Annotated in this window: 23 protein-coding genes and 2 pseudogenes; 8 read left to right on the plus strand and 17 right to left on the minus strand. The window is 69.6% G+C overall.

Annotated features, from left to right (window positions below; translation table 11 throughout):
* Positions 1–376 (plus strand): VOC family protein (locus VHS75_RS01685; RefSeq protein WP_329636870.1); only part of this gene is annotated, 376 nt, incomplete at its 5' end.
* Positions 377–440: 64 nt separating this feature from the next.
* Positions 441–1,097 (plus strand): glycerol-3-phosphate 1-O-acyltransferase PlsY, encoded by a 657-nt coding sequence (gene plsY, locus VHS75_RS01690; RefSeq protein WP_329636891.1) that lies wholly within the window; start codon positions 441–443, stop codon positions 1,095–1,097.
* Positions 1,098–1,135: 38 nt separating this feature from the next.
* On the opposite strand, the gene VHS75_RS01695 is transcribed toward plsY, so the two are convergent.
* Positions 1,136–1,522 carry a hypothetical protein gene (locus VHS75_RS01695; RefSeq protein WP_329636871.1) on the minus strand — a complete coding sequence of 129 codons (387 nt, stop codon included), beginning with the start codon at positions 1,520–1,522 and terminating at the stop codon, positions 1,136–1,138.
* 300 nt (positions 1,523–1,822) lie between these two features.
* On the opposite strand from VHS75_RS01695, the gene VHS75_RS01700 reads away from it, so the two are divergent.
* Positions 1,823–2,539, plus strand: coding sequence for an SDR family oxidoreductase (locus tag VHS75_RS01700; RefSeq protein WP_329636872.1), 717 nt, complete (start codon positions 1,823–1,825; stop codon positions 2,537–2,539).
* 4 nt (positions 2,540–2,543) lie between these two features.
* Here the strand turns inward: VHS75_RS01700 and VHS75_RS01705 are convergent, their stop codons facing one another.
* Positions 2,544–3,626, minus strand: a complete 1,083-nt coding sequence (locus tag VHS75_RS01705) for an alpha/beta fold hydrolase (protein ID WP_329636873.1) — start codon at positions 3,624–3,626, stop codon at positions 2,544–2,546.
* A 122-nt stretch (positions 3,627–3,748) separates the two neighbouring features.
* On the opposite strand from VHS75_RS01705, the gene VHS75_RS01710 reads away from it, so the two are divergent.
* A complete protein-coding gene (locus tag VHS75_RS01710) occupies positions 3,749–4,390 on the plus strand; it encodes a glycine zipper 2TM domain-containing protein (protein WP_329636874.1) in 642 nt (213 codons plus the stop codon).
* A gap of 58 nt (positions 4,391–4,448) precedes the next feature.
* Here the strand turns inward: VHS75_RS01710 and VHS75_RS01715 are convergent, their stop codons facing one another.
* Positions 4,449–4,622 (minus strand): hypothetical protein, encoded by a 174-nt coding sequence (locus VHS75_RS01715; protein WP_329636875.1) that lies wholly within the window; start codon positions 4,620–4,622, stop codon positions 4,449–4,451.
* A 97-nt stretch (positions 4,623–4,719) separates the two neighbouring features.
* Positions 4,720–5,307 carry a TIGR00730 family Rossman fold protein gene (locus tag VHS75_RS01720; RefSeq protein WP_329636876.1) on the minus strand — a complete coding sequence of 196 codons (588 nt, stop codon included), beginning with the start codon at positions 5,305–5,307 and terminating at the stop codon, positions 4,720–4,722.
* A gap of 195 nt (positions 5,308–5,502) precedes the next feature.
* Between VHS75_RS01720 and VHS75_RS01725 the strand changes: the two are divergent.
* Positions 5,503–5,700 (plus strand): annotated as a pseudogene (locus VHS75_RS01725) (cold-shock protein); the annotation flags it as partial.
* Between the two features lie 180 nt (positions 5,701–5,880).
* Complete coding sequence (locus VHS75_RS01730; RefSeq protein ID WP_293372453.1) at positions 5,881–6,078, plus strand: cold-shock protein; 198 nt, start codon at positions 5,881–5,883, stop codon at positions 6,076–6,078.
* Between the two features lie 51 nt (positions 6,079–6,129).
* On the opposite strand, the gene VHS75_RS01735 is transcribed toward VHS75_RS01730, so the two are convergent.
* The 4 genes from VHS75_RS01735 to recN all read right to left on the minus strand — a co-directional run bounded on the left by VHS75_RS01735 (position 6,130) and on the right by recN (position 11,537).
* The gene (locus tag VHS75_RS01735; protein ID WP_329636877.1) at positions 6,130–6,825 is read right to left on the minus strand and encodes a DUF1345 domain-containing protein; all 696 of its coding nucleotides are present in this window, start codon (positions 6,823–6,825) and stop codon (positions 6,130–6,132) included.
* A 139-nt stretch (positions 6,826–6,964) separates the two neighbouring features.
* On the minus strand, positions 6,965–9,295 hold the full coding sequence (gene ligA / locus VHS75_RS01740) for an NAD-dependent DNA ligase LigA (RefSeq protein ID WP_329636878.1): 2,331 nt from the start codon (positions 9,293–9,295) through the stop codon (positions 6,965–6,967).
* 93 nt (positions 9,296–9,388) lie between these two features.
* Positions 9,389–9,763: an endonuclease domain-containing protein gene (locus tag VHS75_RS01745; RefSeq protein WP_329636879.1), complete on the minus strand. Its 375-nt coding sequence runs from the start codon at positions 9,761–9,763 to the stop codon at positions 9,389–9,391.
* 76 nt (positions 9,764–9,839) lie between these two features.
* Positions 9,840–11,537, minus strand: coding sequence for a DNA repair protein RecN (gene recN / locus VHS75_RS01750; protein WP_329636880.1), 1,698 nt, complete (start codon positions 11,535–11,537; stop codon positions 9,840–9,842).
* 401 nt (positions 11,538–11,938) lie between these two features.
* Here recN and VHS75_RS01755 point away from each other — a divergent pair, with 401 nt between their 5' ends.
* Positions 11,939–12,709 (plus strand): hypothetical protein, encoded by a 771-nt coding sequence (locus VHS75_RS01755; protein WP_329636881.1) that lies wholly within the window; start codon positions 11,939–11,941, stop codon positions 12,707–12,709.
* A gap of 279 nt (positions 12,710–12,988) precedes the next feature.
* Here the strand turns inward: VHS75_RS01755 and VHS75_RS01760 are convergent.
* The 4 genes and pseudogenes from VHS75_RS01760 to VHS75_RS01775 form a co-directional block, all read right to left on the minus strand.
* Positions 12,989–13,819 (minus strand): annotated as a pseudogene (locus tag VHS75_RS01760) (outer membrane protein assembly factor BamD); the annotation flags it as partial.
* Positions 13,820–13,994: 175 nt separating this feature from the next.
* Positions 13,995–14,903 (minus strand): UDP-3-O-acyl-N-acetylglucosamine deacetylase, encoded by a 909-nt coding sequence (gene lpxC / locus VHS75_RS01765; RefSeq protein ID WP_329636882.1) that lies wholly within the window; start codon positions 14,901–14,903, stop codon positions 13,995–13,997.
* 199 nt (positions 14,904–15,102) lie between these two features.
* A complete protein-coding gene (gene ftsZ / locus VHS75_RS01770) occupies positions 15,103–16,563 on the minus strand; it encodes a cell division protein FtsZ (protein WP_329636883.1) in 1,461 nt (486 codons plus the stop codon).
* A 265-nt stretch (positions 16,564–16,828) separates the two neighbouring features.
* Positions 16,829–17,770, minus strand: coding sequence for a LysR family transcriptional regulator (locus VHS75_RS01775; RefSeq protein WP_329636884.1), 942 nt, complete (start codon positions 17,768–17,770; stop codon positions 16,829–16,831).
* A gap of 99 nt (positions 17,771–17,869) precedes the next feature.
* Between VHS75_RS01775 and VHS75_RS01780 the strand changes: the two genes are divergently transcribed.
* Positions 17,870–18,742, plus strand: a complete 873-nt coding sequence (locus tag VHS75_RS01780) for an NmrA family NAD(P)-binding protein (RefSeq protein ID WP_329636885.1) — start codon at positions 17,870–17,872, stop codon at positions 18,740–18,742.
* Between the two features lies 1 nt (position 18,743).
* Here the strand turns inward: VHS75_RS01780 and ftsA are convergent, their stop codons facing one another.
* From ftsA to murC, 5 genes are all read right to left on the minus strand, one after another.
* Entirely contained in the window at positions 18,744–20,138 is a 1,395-nt protein-coding gene (ftsA, locus tag VHS75_RS01785) for a cell division protein FtsA (protein ID WP_329636886.1), read from the minus strand.
* A 20-nt stretch (positions 20,139–20,158) separates the two neighbouring features.
* Positions 20,159–20,932, minus strand: coding sequence for a cell division protein FtsQ/DivIB (locus VHS75_RS01790; protein ID WP_329636887.1), 774 nt, complete (start codon positions 20,930–20,932; stop codon positions 20,159–20,161).
* Positions 20,933–21,029: 97 nt separating this feature from the next.
* Positions 21,030–21,977, minus strand: a complete 948-nt coding sequence (locus tag VHS75_RS01795) for a D-alanine--D-alanine ligase (protein WP_329636888.1) — start codon at positions 21,975–21,977, stop codon at positions 21,030–21,032.
* Between the two features lie 80 nt (positions 21,978–22,057).
* On the minus strand, positions 22,058–22,969 hold the full coding sequence (gene murB, locus VHS75_RS01800) for a UDP-N-acetylmuramate dehydrogenase (RefSeq protein ID WP_329636889.1): 912 nt from the start codon (positions 22,967–22,969) through the stop codon (positions 22,058–22,060).
* On the minus strand, positions 22,966–24,294 hold a 1,329-nt coding region (gene murC, locus VHS75_RS01805), incomplete at its 5' end, for a UDP-N-acetylmuramate--L-alanine ligase (protein ID WP_329636890.1). The genes murB and murC, both read right to left, overlap by 4 nt.

Raw genomic sequence — 24,294 nt, forward strand, 5'->3', positions numbered from 1 at the left:
GGTCGGCCGCATCACGGGTGTCGGGGGAATTTTCCTTAAGAGCAAAGACCCCAAGGCCTTGGCCCGCTGGTATCGCGACGTGCTCGGCATCCCGCTCGAACCCTGGGGCGGCGCGACGCTGAAGTACGATGCGCCCGGGCATCCGCCGGTTGTCGTTTGGAACGCCTTGCCGAGCACGACCGACTACATGGTCCCGTCCACGCGCGAGTTCATGATCGACTTCGCCGTCGACGACTTGGACGCTTTTCTCGCCCGCCTGAAGGAGAAAGGGGTGACTGTCCTCAAGACCGAAGACGGTGGCCCGACCGGCAAGTTCGCCTGGATACTCGATCCTGACGGCACCAAGATCGAGCTCTGGCAACCCAAAGCCAAGTGACTTGCGCGCCCCGCGGCCCAGGCGCGGAGCCAGCGCCTGAAATCGGAGCGCCGAGGTGAAGCCCATGGTCTTCTGGATCGCGAGCGTGGCCGGCGTGGCGATCGCCTATCTGCTCGGGTCCACGCCCACGGGCTATCTGGCGGGGAAGCTGCTGAAGGGCGTCGATATCCGAGAGCTTGGCTCCGGGTCCACCGGGGCGACGAACGTCCTGCGGACCCTGGGGAAATGGCCTGCGCTGGTGGTGGTCCTGGTGGATCTGCTGAAGGGCGTGGCGGCGATCCTGTTCGCCCGGTGGTTCTATCCCTGGCTCTATGGCCTGCCATCCGTCACGCCGCCGGCGGCGCTCGATCTGCAGACCTTGACGCCTTGGGCGGTCTGCTTGGCCGGACTGGCCGTGTTGGTGGGGCACAGTCGTTCGATCTGGCTGAATTTCACGGGCGGCAAGTCCGCGGCGACGGGGCTCGGCGTCTTGCTGGCGCTGTCCTGGCCCGTCGGTCTGGGCGCCGCGGCGGTCGTGGCCGTGGTGCTGGCGGTTTTCCGGATTGTTTCCCTGAGTTCGATGCTGGGCGCGGTGACCGCGATCGGGCTCATCTGCGGCTTGGAGCAACCCTTGCCCTATCGGCTGCTGGTGATCGCGGGCGGCGTCTACGTGATCGTGCGCCACCGCGCCAACATCCAGCGGCTGCTGGCGGGGACAGAGCCACGCCTGGGGCAGGCGTGAGGGGCCGCCGCGCCTTGTCCTTCGACGCGGGCGCAGGCTCAGTGGTGGTGGCCCTCGCGGCCGCACATGCGGTGGACGCCGCCCTCCATCCACATGATCTGCACGCCGGGGCTCCAGGTGAGCGTGCGGGTCCCGTCGCTCCAGGTGAGCTGCACCGGGCCGCCGTCCCAGGGGCGGATCGGCAGGGCGTGCGGGCCGTCGCCTGCGTCCACCACCGCGATCAGCCGCGGCCCTCGGGTGTCGAAGTGGGCGACCAGGTCGGCGCCGTCCTGGCACTTGAAGCGGGTGCCGGGCGCCGGCGGCGCCTCGCCGTCCCGGGTCTCGGTCCAGGTCGCGTCCGCCGACGGGCTCGCGCCGCCGGCGACGCCGGGCGCCGGATGGGCCGCGCCGACCACGGCGGCCAAAGCCAGGGCCAGAATATGCACCTCGAACCCCCAGACGCCCGCTGCCGGACCATGCCTCGCCGGCGGTTCGCCGACGCCCGATCATGCACCGGTCGGGGCGCGGAGGCGACTCCATCGCGTCGCGCGGGCGCGACAGTCGCAAAGGCGCTGAATCGGTGGGCGCCATTTGGGCTGGGCGACGCGGCCGCGGGCCGTTCGACCCTTCCCGGTTCAGGTGGCAACACCTGAACCGGGCAAGAAGGGTCGATCTTCAAAAGTTTCGAGCGCGTCGGACGGGTCAACCGGCTTCCACTTGACCCTGACGCGCTCTACGAGAGCGGCATGACCGACACGCCCCACATCCTCGTCACCGGCTCCACGCGCGGCATCGGCGCGGCGATCGCAGACGCGCTGAGCGCCAAGGCCGTCAGCTTCGTGGGCCACGGCCGTGCGGACGGGCCGGGCGTCATCGGCGCCGACCTGGCCGCGCGCGGGGCGGCCGACGCGCTTTGGGACGCGGCGCTGGCGCGGCTGGACGGGCGCATCGACGTGCTGATCAACAACGCCGGGGTCTTCGAGCCGGTGGCGGTCGACGCGCCGGCGGACGAATGGCAAGCGGGCTGGGACCGCACGATGCAGATCAACCTGCAGGCTTCCGCCGACCTCTGCCGCCGCGCGGTGCTGCACTGGCGCGAGCGGGCGAGCGGCGGGCGAATCGTCAATGTGGCCAGCCGCGCGGCCTACCGCGGAGATTCCCCTGCCCATTGGCACTATGCGGCGTCCAAGGCCGGCATGGTGGCCATGACCAAGTCCATCGCCCGCGGCTTTGCGGGGGAAGGCATTCTCGCTTTCGGCGTCTGCCCCGGCTTCACCATGACCGGCATGGCGGAGGACTACCTGTCCAGCCGCGGCGGCGAGAAGCTGCTGGCCGACATTCCCCTGGGCAAGGTGGCCGACCCCGAGGAAGTGGCCAATGCGGTGGCCTATCTGGCCCTCGAAGCGCCGCCGTCGATGACCGGCGCCGTCCTCGACATCAATGGCGCGAGCTACGTGCGCTAAGGCATCAGCCGCCTGAGCGTTTCAGGAGGTCCGCCAGGTCGTTCTGCCAGAAGACCGCCCAGGTGTGGGTGCCGTGGCCGTGGGTGTCGGGGCGGAAGGGGATCAGCACGAACTTGCCGCCCTTCACCCGCTTGATCTCGGTCTGGGCCAGGCCCAGCTCCGGCGGGTTGATGAAGTCGTCCGACGAGTTCACCCAGGTCAGCGGCGCCTTGATCTTCTCCAGGTCCGGCGACGGGTTATAGGTGCGCGAGGCCTCCAGCTGGTAGATCAGGTCGTTGGCCTCGGCGTCCTTCAGCCGTTGCGGCAGCTGTTGGGCGTACCAGGCGTCGACCTGCTCGCCCTTGGGCATGGCGATCTGCATCGGCCAGGCGGACTGGCCGGCCAGGATCAGCAGGTTCTCCGCCCCGCGCAGGCCCAGTTCAGGCTCGGCCTTGTAGTCGCCGCCTTGCCAGGCCGGATCGGCCTTGATCGAGGTGATCGCCATCTCGCGCCACAGGCGGTTGCGGCCGCCCAACGAGACGGTCTGGCAGGCCAGCGGCATCGCCGCCCTGGCCCCGTCCGGATACATCTCGGCGTACATGAAGGAGTGCATGCAGCCCATTGAGGTGCCCATCACCAGGCGAAGCTGCTTCACCCCCAGCGCCTGGCTGACGACGGCATGCTCGGCCTCGACCATGTCGGCGTAGTCGTAGTGCGGGAAACGCATGTGCAGCCCATCGGACGGCTTGGAAGACGCCCCGTGGCCGATGTCGTCGGGCATGATCAGGTAATATTTGGCCGGGTCCAGCAGGCCGCCGGGCGCGAACAGCACGTCGGCGAACTGCGGGGCTGCGAACTGGCGGCCCGATCCGCCGGTGCCGTGCAGGATCAAGACCGCATTGGTGATCTGGCCCGACGCATCCTTCTTCGGCTGGCCCAGGGTGTAGTAGTGCAGCTTCAGCTCCGGCAGGGTCTCGCCCGAGCGGAAATGGAAGTCCTTGATCGCGTAGTCGTGGGGCGCGAGCGGCGGCGGCGCGGCCGACGCGGCGCCGGCGGCGGCGAAAAGCCCCGCGCACAGACCCAAGACCAGACCCTTTAATCCACGCATTCACCGCTCCCCTGCTGAGGGCCTGACCCTAGTCAACTCCGGTTCATTTCGGAACCTCTACCCTGGGCTGACGTTCTGTTGATTGAAGCGAGGGATACGATCTCTCACTGAGGAGGAATTCCATGCGTAAGCGTCTGTTGGCCGCCGGCATCGCCGCTGCGGTCCTTATCCCGTCCCTGGCCATGGCCCAGGAAACCTGCGAACAACGTAGCGCCAATCGCACGACCGGCACCGTGCTGGGCGCGATCGGCGGCGCCCTGTTGGGCAACGCGGTCGCCAGCCACGGCGGCAAGACCGGCGGCACGATCATCGGCGGCGTCGCCGGCGCGGCGGTCGGCAGCAACCTGGCCAAGGGTCCGCGCGACTGCGTCCACGCCTACGGCTACTACGACAACGACGGCCGCTGGCACGACAACCACGCCGACCGGGCTGTGGCCTACGGCTATTATGACCGCCAGGGCGAATGGATCGACGGGGCGCCTCCCGGCGTCTCCGGCTATTCCTCCGACGCGGCCTACACCAGCCACGTGAACACCATGGGCGTGGACCAGCGCATCAGCCGCCTGCAGGACCGCATCGACCACGGCCGGTCGGACGGCAGCCTGTCGCGCCGCGAAGCCAATGACGCCGAGCGCACCCTCAACGACATCCGCCGCCAGGAAAACGATATGCGGGGCGACGGCCGTCTGAGCGACCGCGACACCTCGATGCTGCAGGCGCGCCTGGATCGCCTGTCGACGCAGGTCCGCGTCGACCGCCAATAGACTATCGGGAGAGCAAAACAGGGCCCTCGGCGCGAGCCGGGGGCCTTTCTACCCCAGCCTAGCGGAGCAGCCGGCCGTAGGGGTTGCGACGGCCGCCGCCGGTGATCACCCGGCGCAGGGCGCCGAACAGGCCGCGTTCGCGGACCTGCTCGCTGAGCAGCACGGCCACCAGCGCGCCGACGATCGCGGTCGGGACGATAAGCCCAAGCAGGACGGCGAGGTTCGGATCCATGCTGGTTAATAAAAACCTAACGCGGTTCGGCGCCTAGTGGCTTTTCGCCGGAGACGCGAAATATTCTGAAATCAGCTCCCCGCGCCGGCCGGCCCGCCTAGTAACGCTGCTCCACCGGGGCCACGCCCCACTTGGGCGGCGGCGGGACATAGGCGCGGAAGGCGTCCAGCGCCTGAGCCGTGGTGTCCGCATAGATCAGCATGTCGACGTACTGTTGGGCGAGGAAGCCCTTGTCGGCCATCTGCTGCACGGTCTGGCGCATCGGGTCGTAGTAGCCGTGGACATTGACGAAGCCGCAGGGCTTGGCGTGGAACCCCAGCAAGGCCCAGGTCCATTGCTCGAAGATCTCCTCGAAGGTCCCCGGCCCGCCCGGCAGGCAGAGGAAGCCGTCGGCCAGCTCGGCCATGGCCCACTTGCGCTCGTGCATGGAGTTGACGACGCGCAGTTCGGTGAGGCCGGTGTGGCCGATCTCCTGGCTGACCAGGTCGGCGGGCATCACGCCGATCACCTTGCCGCCGGCGGCCAGCGCCGCGTCCGCCACCGCGCCCATCAGCCCGACCTTGCCGCCGCCGTAGACCAGGGTCAGCCCCTGCTGCGCGATCAGGGTCCCGGCGATGACCGCCTCTTCCAGGAAGGCCGGATCGCTGCCGGCGGCCGAGCCGCAGTAGATGCAGATGCTGTTCAAGGGGGCGTCGCCGCTGGGTCTGGGAGAGCAATTGAAGGGGCGCTCCAATAGGCCGATTGCGCTGTTCTGTCACGGGGCGGCTGGCCTACCGGCATTTCGCCCGCTACATAGCATTTCACGGACCGCCAGACTGGGGGGCCGGGCGTCTCCTGTTGGGGAGGCGGTGAGACACTCTATCTCGGTTAGGTCAGGCGAATGGCGAGCGGCACGGTCAAGTGGTTCAATACCGCTAAGGGCTTTGGTTTCATCCAACCGGACGACGGCGGAAGCGACGTCTTCGTCCACATTTCAGCAGTCGAGCAGGCAGGCCTCCGCGGCCTGAATGAAGGCGACCTGGTCAACTTCGAACTCGAGCAGGACCGACGGTCCGGCAAGCTTTCGGCGGGCCAGCTGGTCGTCACCGGCCAGGGCGCGGCGCCCCCGCGCAACGGCGGCGGCGGTGGCGGCGGCTTCGATCGCCCGCGCGGCGGCGGCGGCGGCTTTGACCGTCCTCGCGGCGGCGGCTTCGGCGGCGGCGGCGGCGGCGGCGGCGGACGTCCGGCGGGCGACCCCGCCGGCGTCGGCGCGGGCACGGTGAAGTGGTTCAACCCGACCAAGGGTTTCGGCTTCATCCAGCCCGAAGACGGCGGCCAGGACGTGTTCGTGCATATCTCGGCGGTTGAGCAGGCCGGCCTGCGCGGCCTGAACGAAGGCCAGCACGTCGCCTACGACCTCGAAGCGGACCGTCGCAGCGGCAAGACGTCGGCGACCAACCTGCGCGTCAACGACTAGTCCTCTTTCAGCGCCTCCCCGGTCCTCGCGGCCGGGGAGGTCGCTACCTGATCAGAACAACCCCGCCGTCAGGTTGATGGTGAGGGCGACGATGATCGTATTGAAGGCGAAGGCCACCATGCCGTGGATCATCGCCAGCCGGCGCAGGCCCTTGGACGTGATATTCGCGTCGGCCGTGGCGCAGGCCACCCCGATCACCGTCGAAAAATACAGGAAATCCCAGTAGTCGGGGACCTCGTGCCCTGGGAACTCGATGCCCTCGGCGTCGGCCGCGCCGTCGTCCTCGTCCACGCCGTACCATTCGTGCGCGTAGTGCAGGGCGAAGATCATCTGCACCATCAGCCATGAGGCGACGACGGTCACGAAGGCCAGGATGATGTGCACGCCCCGCATCAGGACCCCGTGCGCCTCCTTGGCGATCGACAGCTCCACGCCCACCGCCCAGACGCTGGCCGCCGAGGCGATCAGCACCAGGGCCAGGATCACGCCGCGCCCCTCGTCGTCGATCGACGCCTGGGCGCGGATCTCGTTGGGTCCGTGCTGCAGGACGGCGTGGAACATCGTGCCCATGAAGGTCAGCGACAGGGCGTCCCAGGCCAGGATCAGGCGCGTGGAAGACCCCATCTGCGGAAACGCCAGCAGCGCCACACCGACGGCGACCCCGACGAGCGTCCCGATCGCCAGGCGCGGCCGCGGGCCGAACGGCCCCAGCCACCTGCGCCATCCCAAGGGGTTCCGCTCCGACATCCGCTGCTCCTGACGCGTGATGGCGACCATCGCGCGAGTCCGGCGCCACGCGCCAGGGCGGCGGCGTGGCGGACCGGAGAGGCAGCCGCCGAGCTATTCCATCTGGGTCCCGGCCTTCGCCGGGATGAGCGGTAGAGAGTCAGTTGCCGACCATCTGAAGCCACTCATCCTCGGTAATCACCTGGACGCCGAGCTTGGCGGCCTCGGCCAGTTTCGAGCCCGCGCCGGGGCCGGCCACCACCAGGTCGGTCTTCTTCGACACCGAGCCGGAGACCTTGGCGCCCAGGGCCTCGGCCTGGGCCTTGGCCTCGTCGCGGGTCATCTTCTCCAGGGCGCCGGTGAAGACGACGGTCTTGCCGGCCACGGCCGTGTCGGTCTTCGGCCGCTCGGCGGGGATCACCCGAAGTTCGGCCAGCAGGTTGTCGACCAGGGCGCGGTTGTGGTCCTCGCCAAAGAACTCCGCGATCATCCGGGCGGCGACCACGCCCACGGCGTCGGTCGAGGCGACCTCGATGAAGGCCTCGCCCGGCGTCTCGGCGGCGGCCTGGAGCGCCGCGGCCTCGAAGCTCGCCCAGTCGCCGAAGCGCGCCGCCAGCGCCGCGCGGGCCTTGGTGTTGAGCTTGGGGATCGCCAGCCGCAGGTGTTCCTCCAGGGAGATCTCCGGCGGGATCAGCAGCGGTTGGCGGGCGCGGGCGAAGGCCAGCACCGCCTCCACCGCCGTGGGGCCCAGGCCGTCGAGGTCGGAGAGCTCGGCGAACATCGGGCCGGCCATCTGTTCGGACGCCGCCTTGGCCGTGCTCACGAAGGCCTCCACGGTTTCGAAATGCCGGGCCAGCGCCAGCGAGGTGGTCTCGCCGATATGGCGGATGCCGAGGCCATAGATGAAGCGGTCGAGCGCGATGTCGCGGCGGGCGTCGATACTCTCCAGCAGGTTGCCGACGCTGGTTTCACCGAAGCGTTCCAGCTCGAGGATTTCCGCGCGCTTCTCGTGCAGGCGGAAGATGTCGGCGGGGGCCTCGATCCAGCCGCGTTCGGTGAAGATGGTGAGCTGCTTCTCGCCCAGGCCCTCGATGTCGAAGGCGCGGCGCGACACGAAGTGGCGCAGGTGGGCGAGCTTTTGGAACGGGCAGGCGAACTCCCCGGAGCAGCGGCGCACCACGGTCGCCGCCCCGGCCGCGGTGGTCTCGCGCACGATCTCGGTATGCAGCGGGCACGGGCAACGGGTCGGGAACGCGAAGGGCTGGGCGTCCTTCGGCCGCTCCTCCAGCACCACCGAGACGATCTGCGGGATCACGTCGCCGGCGCGCTGCAGGATCACCGTGTCGCCCACGCGAGCGTCCAGGCGCGCGATCTCGTCGGCATTGTGCAGGGTGGCGTTCTCGACCACCACGCCGCCGACCGTCACCGGCAGCAGCCGCGCCACCGGGGTGACCGCCCCGGTGCGGCCCACCTGGATATCGATGGCCTCCAGGACGGTGCGCGCCCGCTGGGCCGGGAACTTTCGCGCGATGGCCCAGCGCGGGGTGCGGGTGACGAAGCCCAGGCGCTGCTGCCAGTCCAGGCGGTCGACCTTGTAGACCACGCCGTCGATGTCATAGGCGAGGTGCGGTCGGATCGCCTCCATACGGCCGTAGGCGTCGAGCAGCCCCTGGGCGTTCTCCACCCGCTCGCTCTGCGGGGTGGTCGAAAAGCCCCAGGCCGCGAGCTTGCCGAGCGCCTCCCACTGTGTGTCGGCGAACGGCGCGGAGTGGATGCCCCAGGCATAGGCGAAGAAGCTGAGCGGCCTGGAGGCGGTGATCTTCGGGTCGATCTGGCGCAGCGATCCGGCCGCGGCGTTGCGCGGATTGGCGTAGGTCTTCTGGCCGGCCTCGGCGGCGGCGGCGTTCAGGGCGGCGAAGGCATCGTGGCGGAGATAGACCTCGCCGCGCACCTCGATCTCGTCGGGCCAGCCGGTCCCCGAGAGCGTCTTCGGCACGTCGGCGATGGTCCGCACATTGGCGGTAACGTCCTCGCCGACCCGGCCGTCGCCGCGGGTGGCGGCCTGGACCAGCTGGCCCTTCACGTAGCGGATCGAGCAGCTGAGGCCGTCGATCTTCGGCTCGGCCGTGTAGGCCACCAGGTCACCGGCCCCCAGGCGCAGGAAACGCCGGATGCGGGCGTCGAACTCGATCGCCTCCTCGTCGGCGAAGGCGTTGTCGAGGCTGAGCATCGGCACGCCATGGGTGACGGGCGAGAACTGTGCCGCCCGCGCGGCGCCGACCCTCAGCGAGGGTGAGTCCTCGCGCACCAGCTCGGGAAACCGCGCCTCGATCTCCAGGTTGCGCCGTTTCAGCGCGTCGTAGTCGCCGTCCGAAATCGTCGGCGCATCCTGCTGATGGTAGCGGATGTCATGCCCGGCGATCTCCTCGGCCAGCCGCGCCAGCTCGGCGGCGGCTTCGTCGGGGGTGAGGTCAGCGACGTTCGTGGTCATGCCGCGAACATATGCCTTCCTTTCCCGCGCAGCGGGAGAGGGGGACCGCCCGCCAAAGAGCGGGTGGTGGAGAGGGCCAGCCTCACCCCCGGCCTATCCGTGGCTCTCGATCAGCGCCAAGGCTCGCAGGACCACCGCATCGGCCGCCCCTCCAAGGTCCTGATAGACCGCGCCCGCGCCGATCCGCAGGACTTCAATCCCGCGTCGAGCCAACCACCGATCCCGCGCCTCGTCCTTCGCGCGCTTTTCGGCCGGCCAATGCATTGACCCGTCGATCTCGACCGCCAACTTCGCCGCCGAGCGGTAGAAATCGAAGATCATCGACTCATAGGCGAATTGCCGCCGGAAAATTGGTTGGCCGCGTCCGCGTCCCTTGAGTTTGGACCAGAGCATGACTTCGGGCTCGGTCATGGCCTTCCGGAGAGCCCGCGCGCGCTTGACGATCTTGAGCGATGCGTTGGAGTCCATGCGGTGGCTTACCCTCTCCACCACCCGCTCTTCGGCGGGCGGTCCCCCTCTCCCGCTGCGCGGGAAAGGAAGAGTTTCACGCCCCGATCAGCGCCCGGGCGGCGGCGCGGGCAGCGTCGGTGATTTGCGCGCCGGCGAGCATGCGGGCGATCTCCTCCTCGCGCTCGGTGGCGGAGAGGTCTTCCAGCGTTGTGCGCAGCCGGTCGCCCTCCCCGGCCTTGGCGATGCGCCAGTGGGCGTCGCCGCGGGCGGCGACCTGCGGAGAGTGGGTCACCACCAGCACCTGGGCTTCACCGGCCAGCCGCTTCAGGCGCAGGCCGACGGCGTCGGCCACCGCGCCGCCCACGCCCTGATCGACCTCGTCAAAGATCATCAGCGGCTGCGGCCCGCCGGAGCGGCCGGCCAGCGCCGCCTTCAACGCCAGCGCGAAGCGGGCCAGTTCGCCGCCGGACGCGATCGCCCCTAAATCGCCGAACGGCGCGCCGGGATTGGTGGCGATCTCGAAGGCCACGCGGTCGAGGCCACTTGGGCCCGCCTTGTCTTCGGCCAGGGCGTCCACGGCCACGCGGAAGCGCGCCTTGTCGAGTTTCAGCGGGGTCAGCTCGCCCATCACCGCCGCGGCAAGGCGTTCGCCCGCCGCGGCGCGGGCCGCGGAGAGCTCGGCGGCGACGGCGAGATAGCCTTTGCGGGCCTCGGCCAGTGCGGCCTCGGCGGCCCGTAGCGCATCGCCGCTGGTCTCCACCGCACGCAGCCGCTCGGCGAACCGGGCGCGGAGCAGCGGCAGCTCCTCGACGCTGACCTGCAGCTTGCGGGCGAGGCCGCGCAGATCGAACAGCCGCTCCTCGGCCTTTTCCAGGCGGTCGGGTTCGAAGTCGAAGGCCTCGGCCGCGGCGTCGATGGCGGCCTCGGCTTCCGCCGCTTCGATCAGCACCCGGTCCAGGGCCGAAGATGCGTCCGTCAGCCGCTTCACGGCGGTCCCCGTCTCGGCCGCGCCGGCCAGCAGGGCGCGCTCGTGCGCGCGGCTCAACGCCCGGACCGCGCCGGCAACGCGGGCCGACAGTCCCTCGAACACTTCCCGCGCGCCGCCGATATCGGCCAGGGCCTTTTCCGAGGCGCCGAGGATGGCGCGTTCCTCGGCCAGCTCCGTCTCCTCGCCCTCGCGCGGGTCGAGCCGGTCGAGCTCGGCCAGGCGCAGGGTCAGCTCCTCGGTCTCGGCGTCGGCGCGGGCGACCTCGGCGCGGAAGGCCTCCACCTGCTCGCGGGCCGCGCGCCAGCCGCGCCAGCGGCCGGCCACCGCCTCGGCCAGGCCGCTTAAGGCCCCGAATGCGTCCAGCAACGGGCGGTGGGTGCGCGCGTCCAGGAGGCCCACGGTCTCGTGCTGGCCATGCACCTCCAGCAGGGCCTCGCCGACCTCCTTCAGCACGCCGACGCCGGTCGCCTGGTCGTTGACGAAGGCGCGGCTGCGGCCGTCGGCGCTAAGGGTCCGGCGCAGGACCAGGTCCTCGTCGCGGGCGTAGGAGAGGCCCTTGTCTTCCAGCAGGTCCCAGACCGGATGGTGGGGCGCGGGCGCGAAGACCGCCGAGGCCGCCGCCTGGGCCGCGCCGCGGCGCACCAGGCCCGCATCGGCCCGCGCGCCCACCGCCAGGCCCAGGGCGTCGAGGATGATCGACTTGCCGGCCCCGGTCTCGCCGGTCAGCACGGTCAGGCCGGGCCCGATGGACAGGTCCAGGGCCTCGATCAGCACCACGTCGCGGATCCACAGTCCTATCAGCATGATTGGCCGATCAGCATGACCCAACGACGCCATAGAATCAGCGGCCGGAACTAGGGCCGCCGACGCAGTTGATCACTTTTTGTTCCCATCGCCAACCGTTTGGCGCCACGGCAAGGGAGCGGATCGCTCGCTCAACCTCTAATTATAGTTGTTACACATACCACCTTGGGTGTATCCTCATGTGCAGTTTCCCGGGGCTCAAAATGAGACCGCCCGACAAGCCCGACGATCGGCCTCCCGGACCCCGGCGGGGCGCGATCCCGACGCCGAAGGAGGTCATTGAAGAAGCGACGCCGTTCGTACCAGACGCCCCACCCAAGGCGCCGAAGCCCAAGACCAAGTGAGACGGCCGCCAGTATTTCCGTACGCGTTCTCCCCACAACTCCTCTGAGGACAGCGACATGTCGGACACCCACGCCGCCGCCGGCGGCGAGCAAAACAGCCCCAAGCGCGGAGCCGCCCCTACCCCACGTCATCTACTCGCCGGGGCCATGCCCTATATGCCCGGAGGCCTTGAGGCCGCGGCCATCGCGCCACGCAAGGCTCCAGCGGAGTTCATCCGGATCCCCAAACAGATCTCCATGTGGGGCAACTACTACGACGGCGACTGCGTCACCGCTGAGGAAGCCTTCGCCAAGGCCTGCAATGCGCCGGAGGTCTTCGTCCCTGACGCCACCGTGACCGCCTGGGCCTCCGCCCACGGCGTGCTCAACGGCGCCAATCTGCACGAAGTCATGGTGTGGATGCAGACCGGCGGCTTCGTGCAGGCGGGGCACACCTATGATGACGGCTCGATCCTGTCGGTGAACTGGACCAACGCGGCCGTCCTGAACCACGCGATCTGGGAAGGGCCGGTGAAGATCGGTGTCGCCGCCAACCAGCTTGAAGCGACTTGGCACGCCGCCGGCGGAAGCGTGAATGGCGGCAAGAACTGGTTCGCCACCGGCTATCACCATGACGCCGCCGAGGACCACTGCGTCAGCCTCTGCGGCTACGGACCGCTGGCCTGGCTCGCCGGAAAACTGCATGTGCCGGTCCCGGCGGGCGTGAACGGGGCCCACCCCGGCTACGCCCTCTTCACCTGGGACTCGATCGGCGTCATCGACGCCCCGTCCATGCTCGCCATCACCCAGGAAGCCTGGCTTCGCACCCCCACGACGGTCATCCACTAGCCGCGCACGGGCTCCACGAGCCCAACCCCCGGGTCGTGGTGCGGCCAAGCCGCCCTACGACGGCGGCGAGCGGGTCGGCGTCGGATCCGGATCCGGCTGCGGCGCGGAGACATCCGGCTGCTTCCCGCCGGTGAACGGGATGTGGAAGAAGCTGCGCTTCTTCTTCGCCGGCTGATCCGCGGTGGCCGTCTCGGCCGGCGCCGGAGCCGCGGCCGCCGCATCGGTCTTCGGCTTCGCGGTGGCCATGGCGGCGGCGGTGGTGTCCGGGCCGGCGGCGGCGGGCGGCAGGACCGTGCGGGTCTTGTCCTTGGTGAAGGCCGCGTGGAACACGCTGCGCTTGGACACCACCGCCGGGATCTCCTGCGGGCGCAGGCCCTTGGAGGTCAGGAGGTCGTAGGCGTCGCGGTACCAGACCTCGCCCGGATAGTTGTAGCCGAGCACGGCGCCGTCCTTCTTGGCCTCGTCCAGCAGGCCCAGGGTCAGGTTGGCCTCCACCAGGCGGTAGAGGGCTTCCGGCGCGTGGCTGGTGGTCTGGTAGCGTTCGGTGACGGTCTTGAAGCGGTTGATGGCGGCCAGGGTGTCGTTCTGGCGCAGGTACCAGCGGCCGATGGTCATTTCCTTGCCGGCCAGCTGGTCGTTGACCATGTCGATCTTCAGGCGGGCGTCGAGCGCGTATTCGGTGTGCGGATAGCGGGTGGTGACCTCGCGCAGGTTGTCCAGGGCCTGGCCGGTCGCGGCCTGGTCGCGGCCCACGTCGACGATCTGCTCGAAGTAGCAGACGGCCTTCAGATAGTGGGCGTAGGCGGCGGCCTGGTTGCCCGGATAGAGCGAGATGAAGCGGTCGGCGTCGGCGATCGCCTCGTCATAGTCGTTGGCCTGATAGTGGGCGAAGGCCTGCATCAGGATCGCGCGGCGCGACCACTCCGAATAGGGGTGCTGGCGTTCGACTTCCTGGAAGTACTCGACGGCCTGGCCCCACATGTGGTGGTCCATGCGGTCGGCGCCGGTGGAATAGAGCAGCTCCACCGGGCGTTCCTCATAGGCCAGCTTCGGCTTCGGCTTCGGCCGTGAACCGCAGGCCGCCAGGGCCAGACCGCAGAGGATGACGATGAGCGCAGGGCGAGCCCACGAACGGCTTACGCCCAGATTGCGAGAAACAGGCACCTTCACCTCAAAAGACCGACGCGCGCCCCCACGCGGAACACAGCTTCTACACCAGGGACTGTGGCGCGCAAACGAACGCAGAAAGCCTGCGACGACGCTACGCGGGAACCTGTGGTGGAAATCAGACCGCGACGGCGATTTCGTCGGCGAAGGTGCGGACGCGGTAGGCTTCGGGATGGGCCGCCAAAGCGCGGACCAGCTGGTTGTTGATGCTGTGGCCGGCCAGCTCGCCCTCGAATCGGCCGAGGATCGGCGCGCCCAGGACATAGAGGTCGCCGATGGCGTCCAGCGCCTTGTGGCGGACGAACTCGTCGGGGCGGCGCAGGCCCTCGGGGTTCAGGACCCGGTCGCCCTCGATCACCAGACAATTTTCCATGGTGCCTCCCCGCGCGAGCCCCATGGCGCGCAAAGCCTCGACCTCGTGCAGGAAGCCGAAGGTGCGACAGTCGGCCAGTTCGCGGCGGAAGGCGGCCTCGTCCATCGGCAGGTCGATTTCCTGGCGGCCGATCACGGCGGTGGGGAACTCGATGGCGAAGGCGACCTCGAAGCGCATGGCCGGCTTCAGCGCGGCGCGCTTGTCGCCGTCGACCACTTCGACGGTGTCGATGATCTCGATGAACCTGCGGGCCGCCGCTTGGGGTCTACGCCCGGCGCGGTCGAGGATTTTCAGGAACGGCCAGGACGAACCATCCATGATCGGCATTTCCGGCCCGTCGAGCTCGACGATGGCGTTGTCGATGCCGGACATGACCAGGGCGGCCATCAGGTGTTCGATGGTGGCCACGGTCGCGCCCGCGGCGTTGGTGATCACCGTGCCGAGCTGGGTCTTGCAGACCGCTTCCGGCGAGACCGGCACGCGGTTGTCGCGGTCGGTGATGTCGGCGCGCACGAAAACGATGCCGGCGTCGCAGCCGGCCGGATGGACCGCGACCTGGGTGTATTCACCGGTATGGACGCCGACGCCGGCGAATAGCGCCGGAGTCTTGACGGTATGCTGGAAGGCGCCGCTCTGGAAACCGTCTGCCGCCACGCTGGGACCTTCCCTGGAACTGGGGCGCAACAAGCCCCGCTGACCGAGGAGCGCCACAGGTGCGGTTAATGCCCCTGGTGCGCCGCAGCAAAACAAACCCTGTTTCGCAATGTTTCGGTTAACGGAGTCCAAAAACGGACTGCGCCGCGGAAGCCTTTTCGGGCTGCCGCGGCGCAGGTTTGAAACTTAAGGTTTTCAGCTAGTTGGCGAGACGGCGCAGGAAGGACGGGATCTCCAGATCCTCGCCCTGATGGGCCTCTTCCTCGGGCGCTGCGGCTTCCGCCGGAAGCGCGCCGCCACGGCTGGGCGCCGGGCGTGGCGCGGGCGCCGCAGCCGGCTGCGGCGCGTCGTAGCGCGGACGGCTGCCGAAGATGCTCAGGAACCCGCCGCGGGGGCGGCGCTCCTCATAGGCCGGCTGGGCGAACAGCGGCTCGTCCGCCGGTTCCGACACCGCCGGATCGACGATGCGGGCGATCGGCCGCACGACCACCGGCTCCGGCGCGGCCTGATAGGCGACCGGCTGCGGGGCGGCGTAGAGGTCGGGTTGCTCGTCGTCCAGAGATGCCGAAGCGGCGATCGGCTCGGCGGCCGGCGCGTAGGCCGGGGCCTCCGCCGACGCGGGACGCTCGGACATCACCAGCGGCGGCGCGGTCATCGGCCGGCGCTCGAGCTTGGGCTCGATGGCGGCGATCGAGGCGCCGTCCATGCCGGTGGCGACCACGCTCACGCGGATCATGCCGTCCAGCGACGGGTCGAACGCCGCGCCGAAGATGATGTTGGCTTCCGGATCAACCTGCTCGGAGATGGCGTTGGCCGCCTCGTCGACTTCCAGCAGGGTCATGTCGAGGCCGCCGGTGACGTTCACCAGCACGGCCTTGGCGCCCTTCAGGGACACTTCGTCGAGCAACGGGTTCTGGATGGCGTTCTGGGCGGCCATCAGGGCGCGGTCGTCGCCGGTCGCCTCGCCGGTGCCCATCATCGCCTTGCCCATCTCGGTCATCACCGTGCGGACGTCGGCGAAGTCGAGGTTGATCAGGCCCGGCAGCACCATCAGGTCGGTGATCGAGCGCACGCCCGAGTGCAACACCTGGTCGGCCATGCCGAAGGCTTCGGCGAAGGTGGTCCGCTCGTTGGCGACCCGGAACAGGTTCTGGTTGGGGATGACGATCAGGGTGTCGACGTAGCGCTGCAGCTCGGCGATGCCGGCGTCGGCCAGGCGCATGCGGTGGCGGCCCTCGAAGTGGAAGGGCTTGGTGACCACGCCGACGGTCAGGATTCCGCGTTCGCGGGCGCACTTGGCGATGATCGGGGCCGCCCCGGTGCCCGTGCCGCCGCCCATACCGGCGGTGATGAACACCATGTGGGCGCCGTCAAGATGCTCGCCGATTTCCGGGATGCTCTCCTCGGCGGCTTCCATGCCGATCTCGGGATGGGCGCCGGCGCCGAGCCCTTGCGTCGCCAGGACGCCGAGCTGCACGCGGCGCTCGGTCTTGGCGAACTGCAGCTGCTGGGCGTCGGTGTTGGCGACGACGAACTCGACGCCTTCCAGCCCGGCCTCAATCATGTTGTTGACCGCGTTGCCGCCGGCGCCGCCGACGCCGAACACAACGATCCGCGGCTTCAGTTCTGTCGCGCGCGGCGCTGAAAGAGCGATAGTCATGGGACCCCTGCGTCCTTCTGAATTTGCGGCCGGAGCGTGACGGCGAACCCCCCGCCGACCGCTTCGTAACTAAGCGTTAAGTACGCGCCGACATTCTTAATCGAGCGTTAACCGCATACCGTGAGTCGCGAGCCCGTCGAGCGGCGCCATTGCGGAAAAATCCCCTTGCGTCACAAGGCGTAAGCCGAATCAGCCGGCGGCTGCGGCGATTGGACTCGCCTGTGGAACCCGGGGATAGGTCGTTAAGCCTCGCCTCGGGCGCGGGTTAACCCTGCGTCAGGCCGCCAACGGCGTCGTCGACCTGCGGCCGGGCGAGGACTTCCAGGCAGAAATCGACGAAGGCGCTGGCCCTGGCGGCGCGGTGCCGCCGCGAGGGATAGAGCGCGTAAAGCGGAAACCGCTCGTCGGACCACTCGGGGAAAAGGTCCACCAGGACGCCGCTCTCGATCAGATGCTGGGTTCCCAGCGCCAGGATCTGGGCGACGCCGGCGCCGGCCCGGCAGGCGCCCAGCATGGTGTCCGGATCGGACACCAGCAGCCGCGCGGCGATCGGCACCGGCAGCACCTCGCCGCCCCGGCGGAACTCCCAGTCGTAGGGCCGCCCGCTCGCCGTGTCGTAGAAGTCGATGCAGGCGTGCCGGGCCACGTCGGTGGGTTCGGCCGGGCGTCCGTGCGCGGCGATATAGGCCGGGGCGGCGACCGTCAGGATGCGGGTCTCCAGCAGCTTGCGCACGATCAGGTTCCCGGGGCGCGGCTCGCCGAAGCGGACCGCCAGGTCGAAACCGTCGGCCACCAGGTCACCGAGGGAATCGCGGGTGATCATCTCCAGCGACAGGTCAGGATAGCGCGCCAGGAAGTCGGCCAGATGGCGTGCCAGGACGACCCGCGAGAAGAAGGCGTCGACGTTGACGCGCAACCGTCCACGGACGGCGCCGACCGCCCCGGCGGCTTCGGTGGCCGCCTCCTCGATGCCTGCGAGGTGCGGATTGACCTGATCGTAGAACCGCCGCCCCTCGTCCGTGAGATGCAACGAGCGTGTGGTGCGCTCCAGCAGCCGGACCCCGACCCGCGCCTCCAATCGGGAAACCGCCCGGCTGACGCCTGAGGCCGAAAGGCCGAGCGCCTGCCCAGCCCGCGCGAAGGTCCCGGCCTCGACCACCGCGACCAAGACCGTCACCCCCGCCAGCAGCCGTCCGTCATAGGTCATGCCAATTCCTGCTTCGCACGCAGGAGTACCATGACATGTCGGCGCTCAAGTCAGCAATCGATGCGTGGCATAGGAGGCGCACAGACAAAGGAGCTGATCATGAACGTGGTGATGGGAGTTACCGGCAAGGTGGGCGGCGCTGTGGCGCGGACCCTGCTGGCGGCCGACAAGCCGGTGCGCGCGGTGGTCCGCGACGCCGCCAAGGGCGCGCCCTGGGCTGAACGGGGATGCGAGGTCGCGGTCGCCGATCTGGACGATGCGGACAGGATGGCGGCGGCCTTCGCCGGGGCCGAGGCCGCCTTCGTCATGCTGCCGCCCATGTTCGATCCTTCACCGGGTTTCCCTGAGGCCAGGGCGATGATCGCGAAGCTGAGGCAAGCGCTCGACGGATCCCGGCTGCGGCGGGTCGTGGCGCTTTCGACGGTCGGCGCCGACTGCGAGCGGCCCAATCTGTTGAACCAACTGGGGCTTCTCGAACGTGCGCTGGAAGACCTGCCGATGCCGGTGGCGTTCCTGAGAGCGGCCTGGTTCATGGAAAACGCCGCGTGGGACGTTGCGGCCGCACGGGACCTGGGGACCATCCAGAGCTACCTCCAGCCGCTCGATCACCCCGTGCCGATGATCTCCGCCTCGGACGTGGGCCGGGTGGCGGCCGAACTGATGGGCGAGACGTGGACCGGACATCGGGTGGTCGAGCTGGAAGCCGAACGGGTGACATCCAACGCCATCGCGCAGGCCCTCGCCGAAGCCCTGGGCCGTCCGGTTCGCGTGGAGGCCATTCCCCGCGAACGGTGGGAGGCGATCTTCCGGGCTGAGGGCATGCAGAACCCGCTGCCGCGCATCCAGATGGTCGACGGCTTCAACCAAGGCTGGATCGATTTTCCCGACCGCGGCGCCAGCGCGCGGAGGGGCGCGATATCGCTGAAGCAGGCCATCGCCGAGATGGTCGTGGCGGCCTCGGTCGACGCCTGACCTAGAGGTTGTCGCGCAGCCAGGATGCGGCCTTGGCCACGGGATTGGCGCGCGGGTCGAGCGGCTCGCGGCGCAGCTTGGCGGAGGCGAGCGCCTTGGCGCTGACCGCCTCGCGCGGGCCGAAGGCGGAACGATGCAGGATACCCGCCGCGGCGGTAAAGGCCGGGCCTGAGGCGGCGTCGGCCAGGTGCGGCACGCGGCGCGGACGGCCCAGACGCACGGGGCGGTCGAACACGCGCACGGCCACCTCCCGCACCCCGGCCAGCTGGCTCGCGCCGCCGGTCAGCACCAGGCCGGCCCCGGCCTCGATGGGTGCGCCCGACGCCTTCAGCCGGTCGCGCAGCAGTTCGAGGGTCTCTTCCACGCGGGGCGCGATGATGCCCTTCAACAGGCTGCGCGGCGCGATCACCGGGCCGGCACCGGGGTCGTCGCCGCGCGGCGGCGCCTCGATCATCTCGCGGTCCTCGTTGGCGGAGGCGATGGCCGAGCCATGCAGGGTCTTGATCCGCTCGGCGCCGGCGATGGAGGTGGAGAGCCCGCGGGCGATGTCCTGGGTCACGTGCTGGCCGCCGACCGGCACGGTCTCGACGTGGACCAGGGAGCCAGAATTGAACACCGCGGCGCTCGTCGAGCCGCCGCCCATGTCGATGCAGACCGAGCCCAGGTCCATCTCGTCCTCCTCCAGCGCGGCCAGGGCCGAGACGAAGGGCGCGGCGACCACGCCGTCGAACTGCAGGTGGGCGCGCTCGACGCAGGCGCCGAGGGTCTGGAACACGGCTTCGGAGACCGAGACCACCAGGAGCTCGACGCCCAGCGTGCGGCCGAACATGGCGCGGGGGTCGCGGACGCCGCCCTGCCCGTCGACGCTCCAGGCGATCGGCAGGATGTGCGCGGCCCGGCGGCCCGGCAGCTTGATCTGGGCCAGCGCGTGGCTGATGGCGCGCACCAGGTCGTTGTCGCTGATCGGCCGCGCGCCGATGGAGACCCGGCCGGCGACGCGGTTGGAGGTGAGCTGGCCGCCGGCGGTGGCGACGGTGACGCCCTGGACGTTGACGCCGGCCACGTTTTCGGCCCGCTCCACGGCCTGGGCGATAGCCTCGGAGGCCTCATCCAGGTTGACGATGGCGCCGCCGCGGATGCCACGCGACTGGACGTAGCCGACGCCGGCGGTGGTCAGGGTGCGATCACCCTTACGGACGCCCTCGGGCTTCATGATGAAACAGGCGACCTTGGCCGCGCCGAGATCGACGGCGGCGACCACCGGCGGACGCACCAGCGCCGCCTTCAGCCCCTCGCGGCCGTCCTTGCGCCCCGACGACCTGGTCTGTCCCTCGTGGCTCGGGGCGAACCTGCGCTCTTCGGTCGGGGCTTCGGCTCGGTTCGCCAGCTTCAACATCCACGGATCTTCCATCTACGTCAGAGCCTCGCCCCGGCGGGCGAGGTGAGGGATTGCGACTGCAGGGCCTGGACGGCGCGGGGGCGCACGGAGACCACGTCGGGATTGCGCAGGTCGATGCGGTCGAAACCGAGTTCGAGGATGCGCGAGCGCTGGTCGAGGCGCTCCAGCTGCATCAGGGCGCCGTCGACGCCGTCGGCCGGCAGCTGGATCAGCGAGCCGTCGCGCATGCGGATGTCCCAGCGACGGTCATCGACACGCACCAGGGCGTCCATCTGGCCGATCAGCCGCGGACGCTGGGCGATGACCGGCAGGATCTCCGGCGCGTGGCTCGCGGCGCCCTCGCCCACCACCAGCGGCAGCTTGGCGAAGCGGGCCGGATCGGCCTCCTTGATCACCTGGCCGTGGTCGTCGATGACGAACTGGCGCCCGGCGTGCTGCCAGACGGCGAGCTGGCGGTGTTCGACCACCGAAACCACCAGGGTGTCGGGCAGCAGGCGCGCGACGCGCGCTTCCTTCACCCAGCCCACCTGCTCGACATTCCTGCGCAGGGTAGCGAGGTTGAGGCCCAGCAACGGCTCGTTCTGGTAGACCCCGGCGGCCTTGACGATGTCGGCGGTGGCCATGGGCGAGGCGCCCTGGACCTCGATGGTCTTCAGCCGGAAGCCCGCCGCGCCGAAGCGGTTGTCGATCCCGGAGCCGACGTTGGCGGCCAGGCGCTGGCCGCGATGGCCGGTGGCGAGCGTCACGCCCAAGGCCAGCGCCAGGACGGCGACGGCGGCGATCAGGGCCACCCGGGGCGAAAGTCCGCGATGCTCAGCGACCGGCGCGCGGCGGGCCGCGGTCGCCGGACGCGCCGCCTTCGGCGCCGTCTTGGGTGAGGGTTTCGCCCTAGCTCGCGATCCCCCCCGCACCGCCGCGGGCATACGCGTCCTCCGTGATCCAAAGCACCAAACGGTCGAAATCCACGCCCTGCTGAGCCGCCTGCTCTGGGACGAGCGAAGTGGGCGTCATGCCGGGCTGGGTGTTGACCTCAAGGAGGACCAGAACGTCGTTAACATCGTCATAACGCAGGTCGGACCGGGTAATCCCCCGACACCCCAGGGCGGCATGCGCCATTTCGCTCATTCTCAGCGCTTTTTCAAAGACATGAGGCGGAAGATCGGCCGGCACGACATGCGTCGATCCGCCATCGGCGTACTTGGCTTCGTAGTCATAAAATCCTGTGCGCGGGATGATGTCGGTGACGGTCATGGCCTTGCCGTCCATGACGCCCACGGCGAGCTCGCGTCCGGCGATGTAGGGCTCGATCATCACCTCCTCGCCGAAGGTCCAGGACGGGGCCACGATCTCCTGCGGCGGGCGGTTGGCGCCCTCGAACACCAGGAACACCCCGACGGAGGATCCTTCCGCGTTCGGCTTGACCACATAGGGCGGCGCCATGACGTGGGCGGCCGCCGCTTCGAAGCGGTTGAAGAGGCCGCCGCCGGGGACGATCACGCCCGCCGCGGCCAGCACCGCCTTGGCCTTGGCCTTGTCCATGGCGAGCGCCGAGGCCAGGACGCCGGAATGGCTGTAGGGCACGCCCAGGGTCTCCAGCACGCCCTGCACGCAGCCGTCCTCGCCCCACTCGCCGTGCAAGGCGTTGAAGCAGACGTCGGGCTTGAGCGCGCTCAGCACCTGGGCCAGGTCGCGCCCGGCGTCGACGCGGCTGATCTTGGCGCCCAGCCGTTCCAGGGCGTCGGCGCACTCGCGGCCCGAGACCAGGCTCACCTCGCGCTCCGACGAAAGCCCGCCCAGCAGGACGGCGACGTGATGTCCGGAGAGAGGCGCAGTCATGGGGTCGACTCAAGGGCTGATGTGCGTGGCGTCGGCAACGCCGTGGCCCGTGGCGCGGCCAGGGTCAAGGGCTGGGCGGATCAGGCGTCCGGCGCGCGGCCGATCCGCTTGATCTCCCATTCGAGATCGACGCCGAGCTTGGCCTTGACGTCGGCCCGCACCGCCTCGCCGAGGCCCTCCAGATCAGAGGCCGTGGCCTCGCCGCCGTTGATCAGGAAGTTGGCGTGCAGCGGCGAGAACATGGCCCCACCGTAAGGTTTGCCGCGCCAGCCGGCCTCGTCGACCAGCTTCCAGGCAGAGTGGCCGGGCGGGTTCTTGAAGGTCGAGCCCCCGGTCTTCTCGCGGATCGGCTGCGTCTGCTCGCGGCGCGTGGTGATCTCGCCGATGCGCGCAGCGATGGCGGACGGATCGTCCGGCCGCCCCTGGAAGAACGCCTGGACCCAAATGATCCCCGGCGGGACCTCGCTGTGCCGGTAGCTGTATCCGAAGTCCTCGACGGCGAACGAGCGCATCTCGCCGGCCCGGTCGTAGCCCCAGGCCGCGACGAGGACGTCCTTGGTCTCCATCCCATAACAGCCGGCGTTCATGGTGAGCGCGCCGCCGATCGAGCCGGGAATTCCGGCGTAGAACTCGAGCCCCGCGATCCCCGCCTTGGCCGAGGCCCGGGCGACCGCGGCGTCCAGCGCGCCGGCGCCGCAGGCGATGCGGTGCTCTTGCGCCTCGACGTCGATGGCGGCGAAATCCCGGCCAGCGAGGCGGATCGCGACGCCGTCGAGACCGCCGTCGCGCACGATCAGGTTGGACCCGACGCCCAACACGGTCACCGGAACGTCCGGCGGCAGCCCTTGGAGGAAATCACTCAGGTCCAGGTGGTCGGCCGGCAGGAACAGGACCTCGGCGGGTCCGCCGACCCGCAGCCAGGTGAAGGGGCCGAGCGGCTCGTCGAACAGCAGCTTGCCGCGGACCGTCGGCAGGTGGTCCTTCCAGCTCATTCGGCAGCCATGTTCGTGAGCTGCTCCGGCAGGGCGTAGGACCAGGCGGTGATGTCGCCGGCCCCCAGCAGCACCACCAGATCGCCGCTCCTGGCCTCCTCGCGGATGAGGCGCGGAAGGTCGGCCGGAGCGTCCAGGGCGATCACCCGGCGGTGGCCATAGCGGCGCAGGCCCTCGACCAGGGCGTCCCGGTCGACGCCGGGCAAGGGCGCTTCGCCGGCCGCATAGACGTCGGCCACGATCACCACGTCGGCGTCGTTGAAACAGCTGCAGAACTCGTCGAACAGATCGGCGAGCCGCGAATAGCGGTGCGGCTGGACGACCGCGATCACCCGGCCCTCGGTCACCGCCCGCGCGGCCTTGAGCACCGAGGCGATCTCCACCGGGTGGTGGCCATAGTCGTCGATGATCCGCACGCCATTGGCGACGCCGGTGGTGGTGAACCGCCGCCGCACGCCGCCGAAGCCGGCCAGGCCTTTGCGGATATCCTCCGCGCTGACGGACAGCTCACGGGCGACGGCGATAGCGGCCAGGGCGTTCATCGCATTGTGGTGCCCCGCCATCGGCAAGTGCAAGTCGTCGTAGCGGATCGTCTCGCCCTCATGCGGATGGATCACCACATCGAACCGGCAACCGTCGGGGCCCATGGTCAGGTTCTCGGCGCGAACCTCCGCCTGCGGATTGACCCCGTAGGTGACCAGCCGCCGGTTCTCGACGCGCGCCGACATCTGCTGGACCTCCGGATGGTCGGTGCAGATGGCGGCGAAGCCGTAGAAGGGGATGTTCTCCACGAAGTCGCGGAAGGCCTTCTTCACGGCGTCGAAGTCGCCGTAGTGGTCCAGGTGTTCGGGATCGATGTTGGTGACCACCGCGACGGTGCCGTTCAGCTTCAGGAAGGTGCCGTCGCTCTCGTCGGCCTCGACCACGATCCAGTCGCCGGCGCCGACCTTCGCATTGGTGCCGTAGGCGTTGATGATCCCGCCGTTGACCACCGTCGGGTCCAGGCCGCCGGCGTCCAGCAGGGCCGCGACCATCGAGGTGGTGGTGGTCTTGCCGTGCGTGCCGCCCACCGCCACCGAGTGCTGCTGGCGCATCAGCTCAGCCAGCATCTCGGCGCGGCGCACTAGCGGGATGCGGCGGGCGCGGGCGGCGGCGAGCTCCGGGTTGTCGGGCTTGACGGCGCTGGTGAAGACGACCGCCGAGGCCCCGTCGATGTGGTCGGCGTCGTGGCCGATGAAGACCTTCGCGCCCAGCTTTTCCAGCCGCTCGGTGTTGGCGGACGCCTTGGCGTCGGAGCCCTGCACCGCATAGCCGATGCGCAGCAT

Origin of the sequence: Phenylobacterium sp. (genome assembly GCF_036264965.1) — a bacterium.
Taxonomy (GTDB): domain Bacteria; phylum Pseudomonadota; class Alphaproteobacteria; order Caulobacterales; family Caulobacteraceae; genus Phenylobacterium.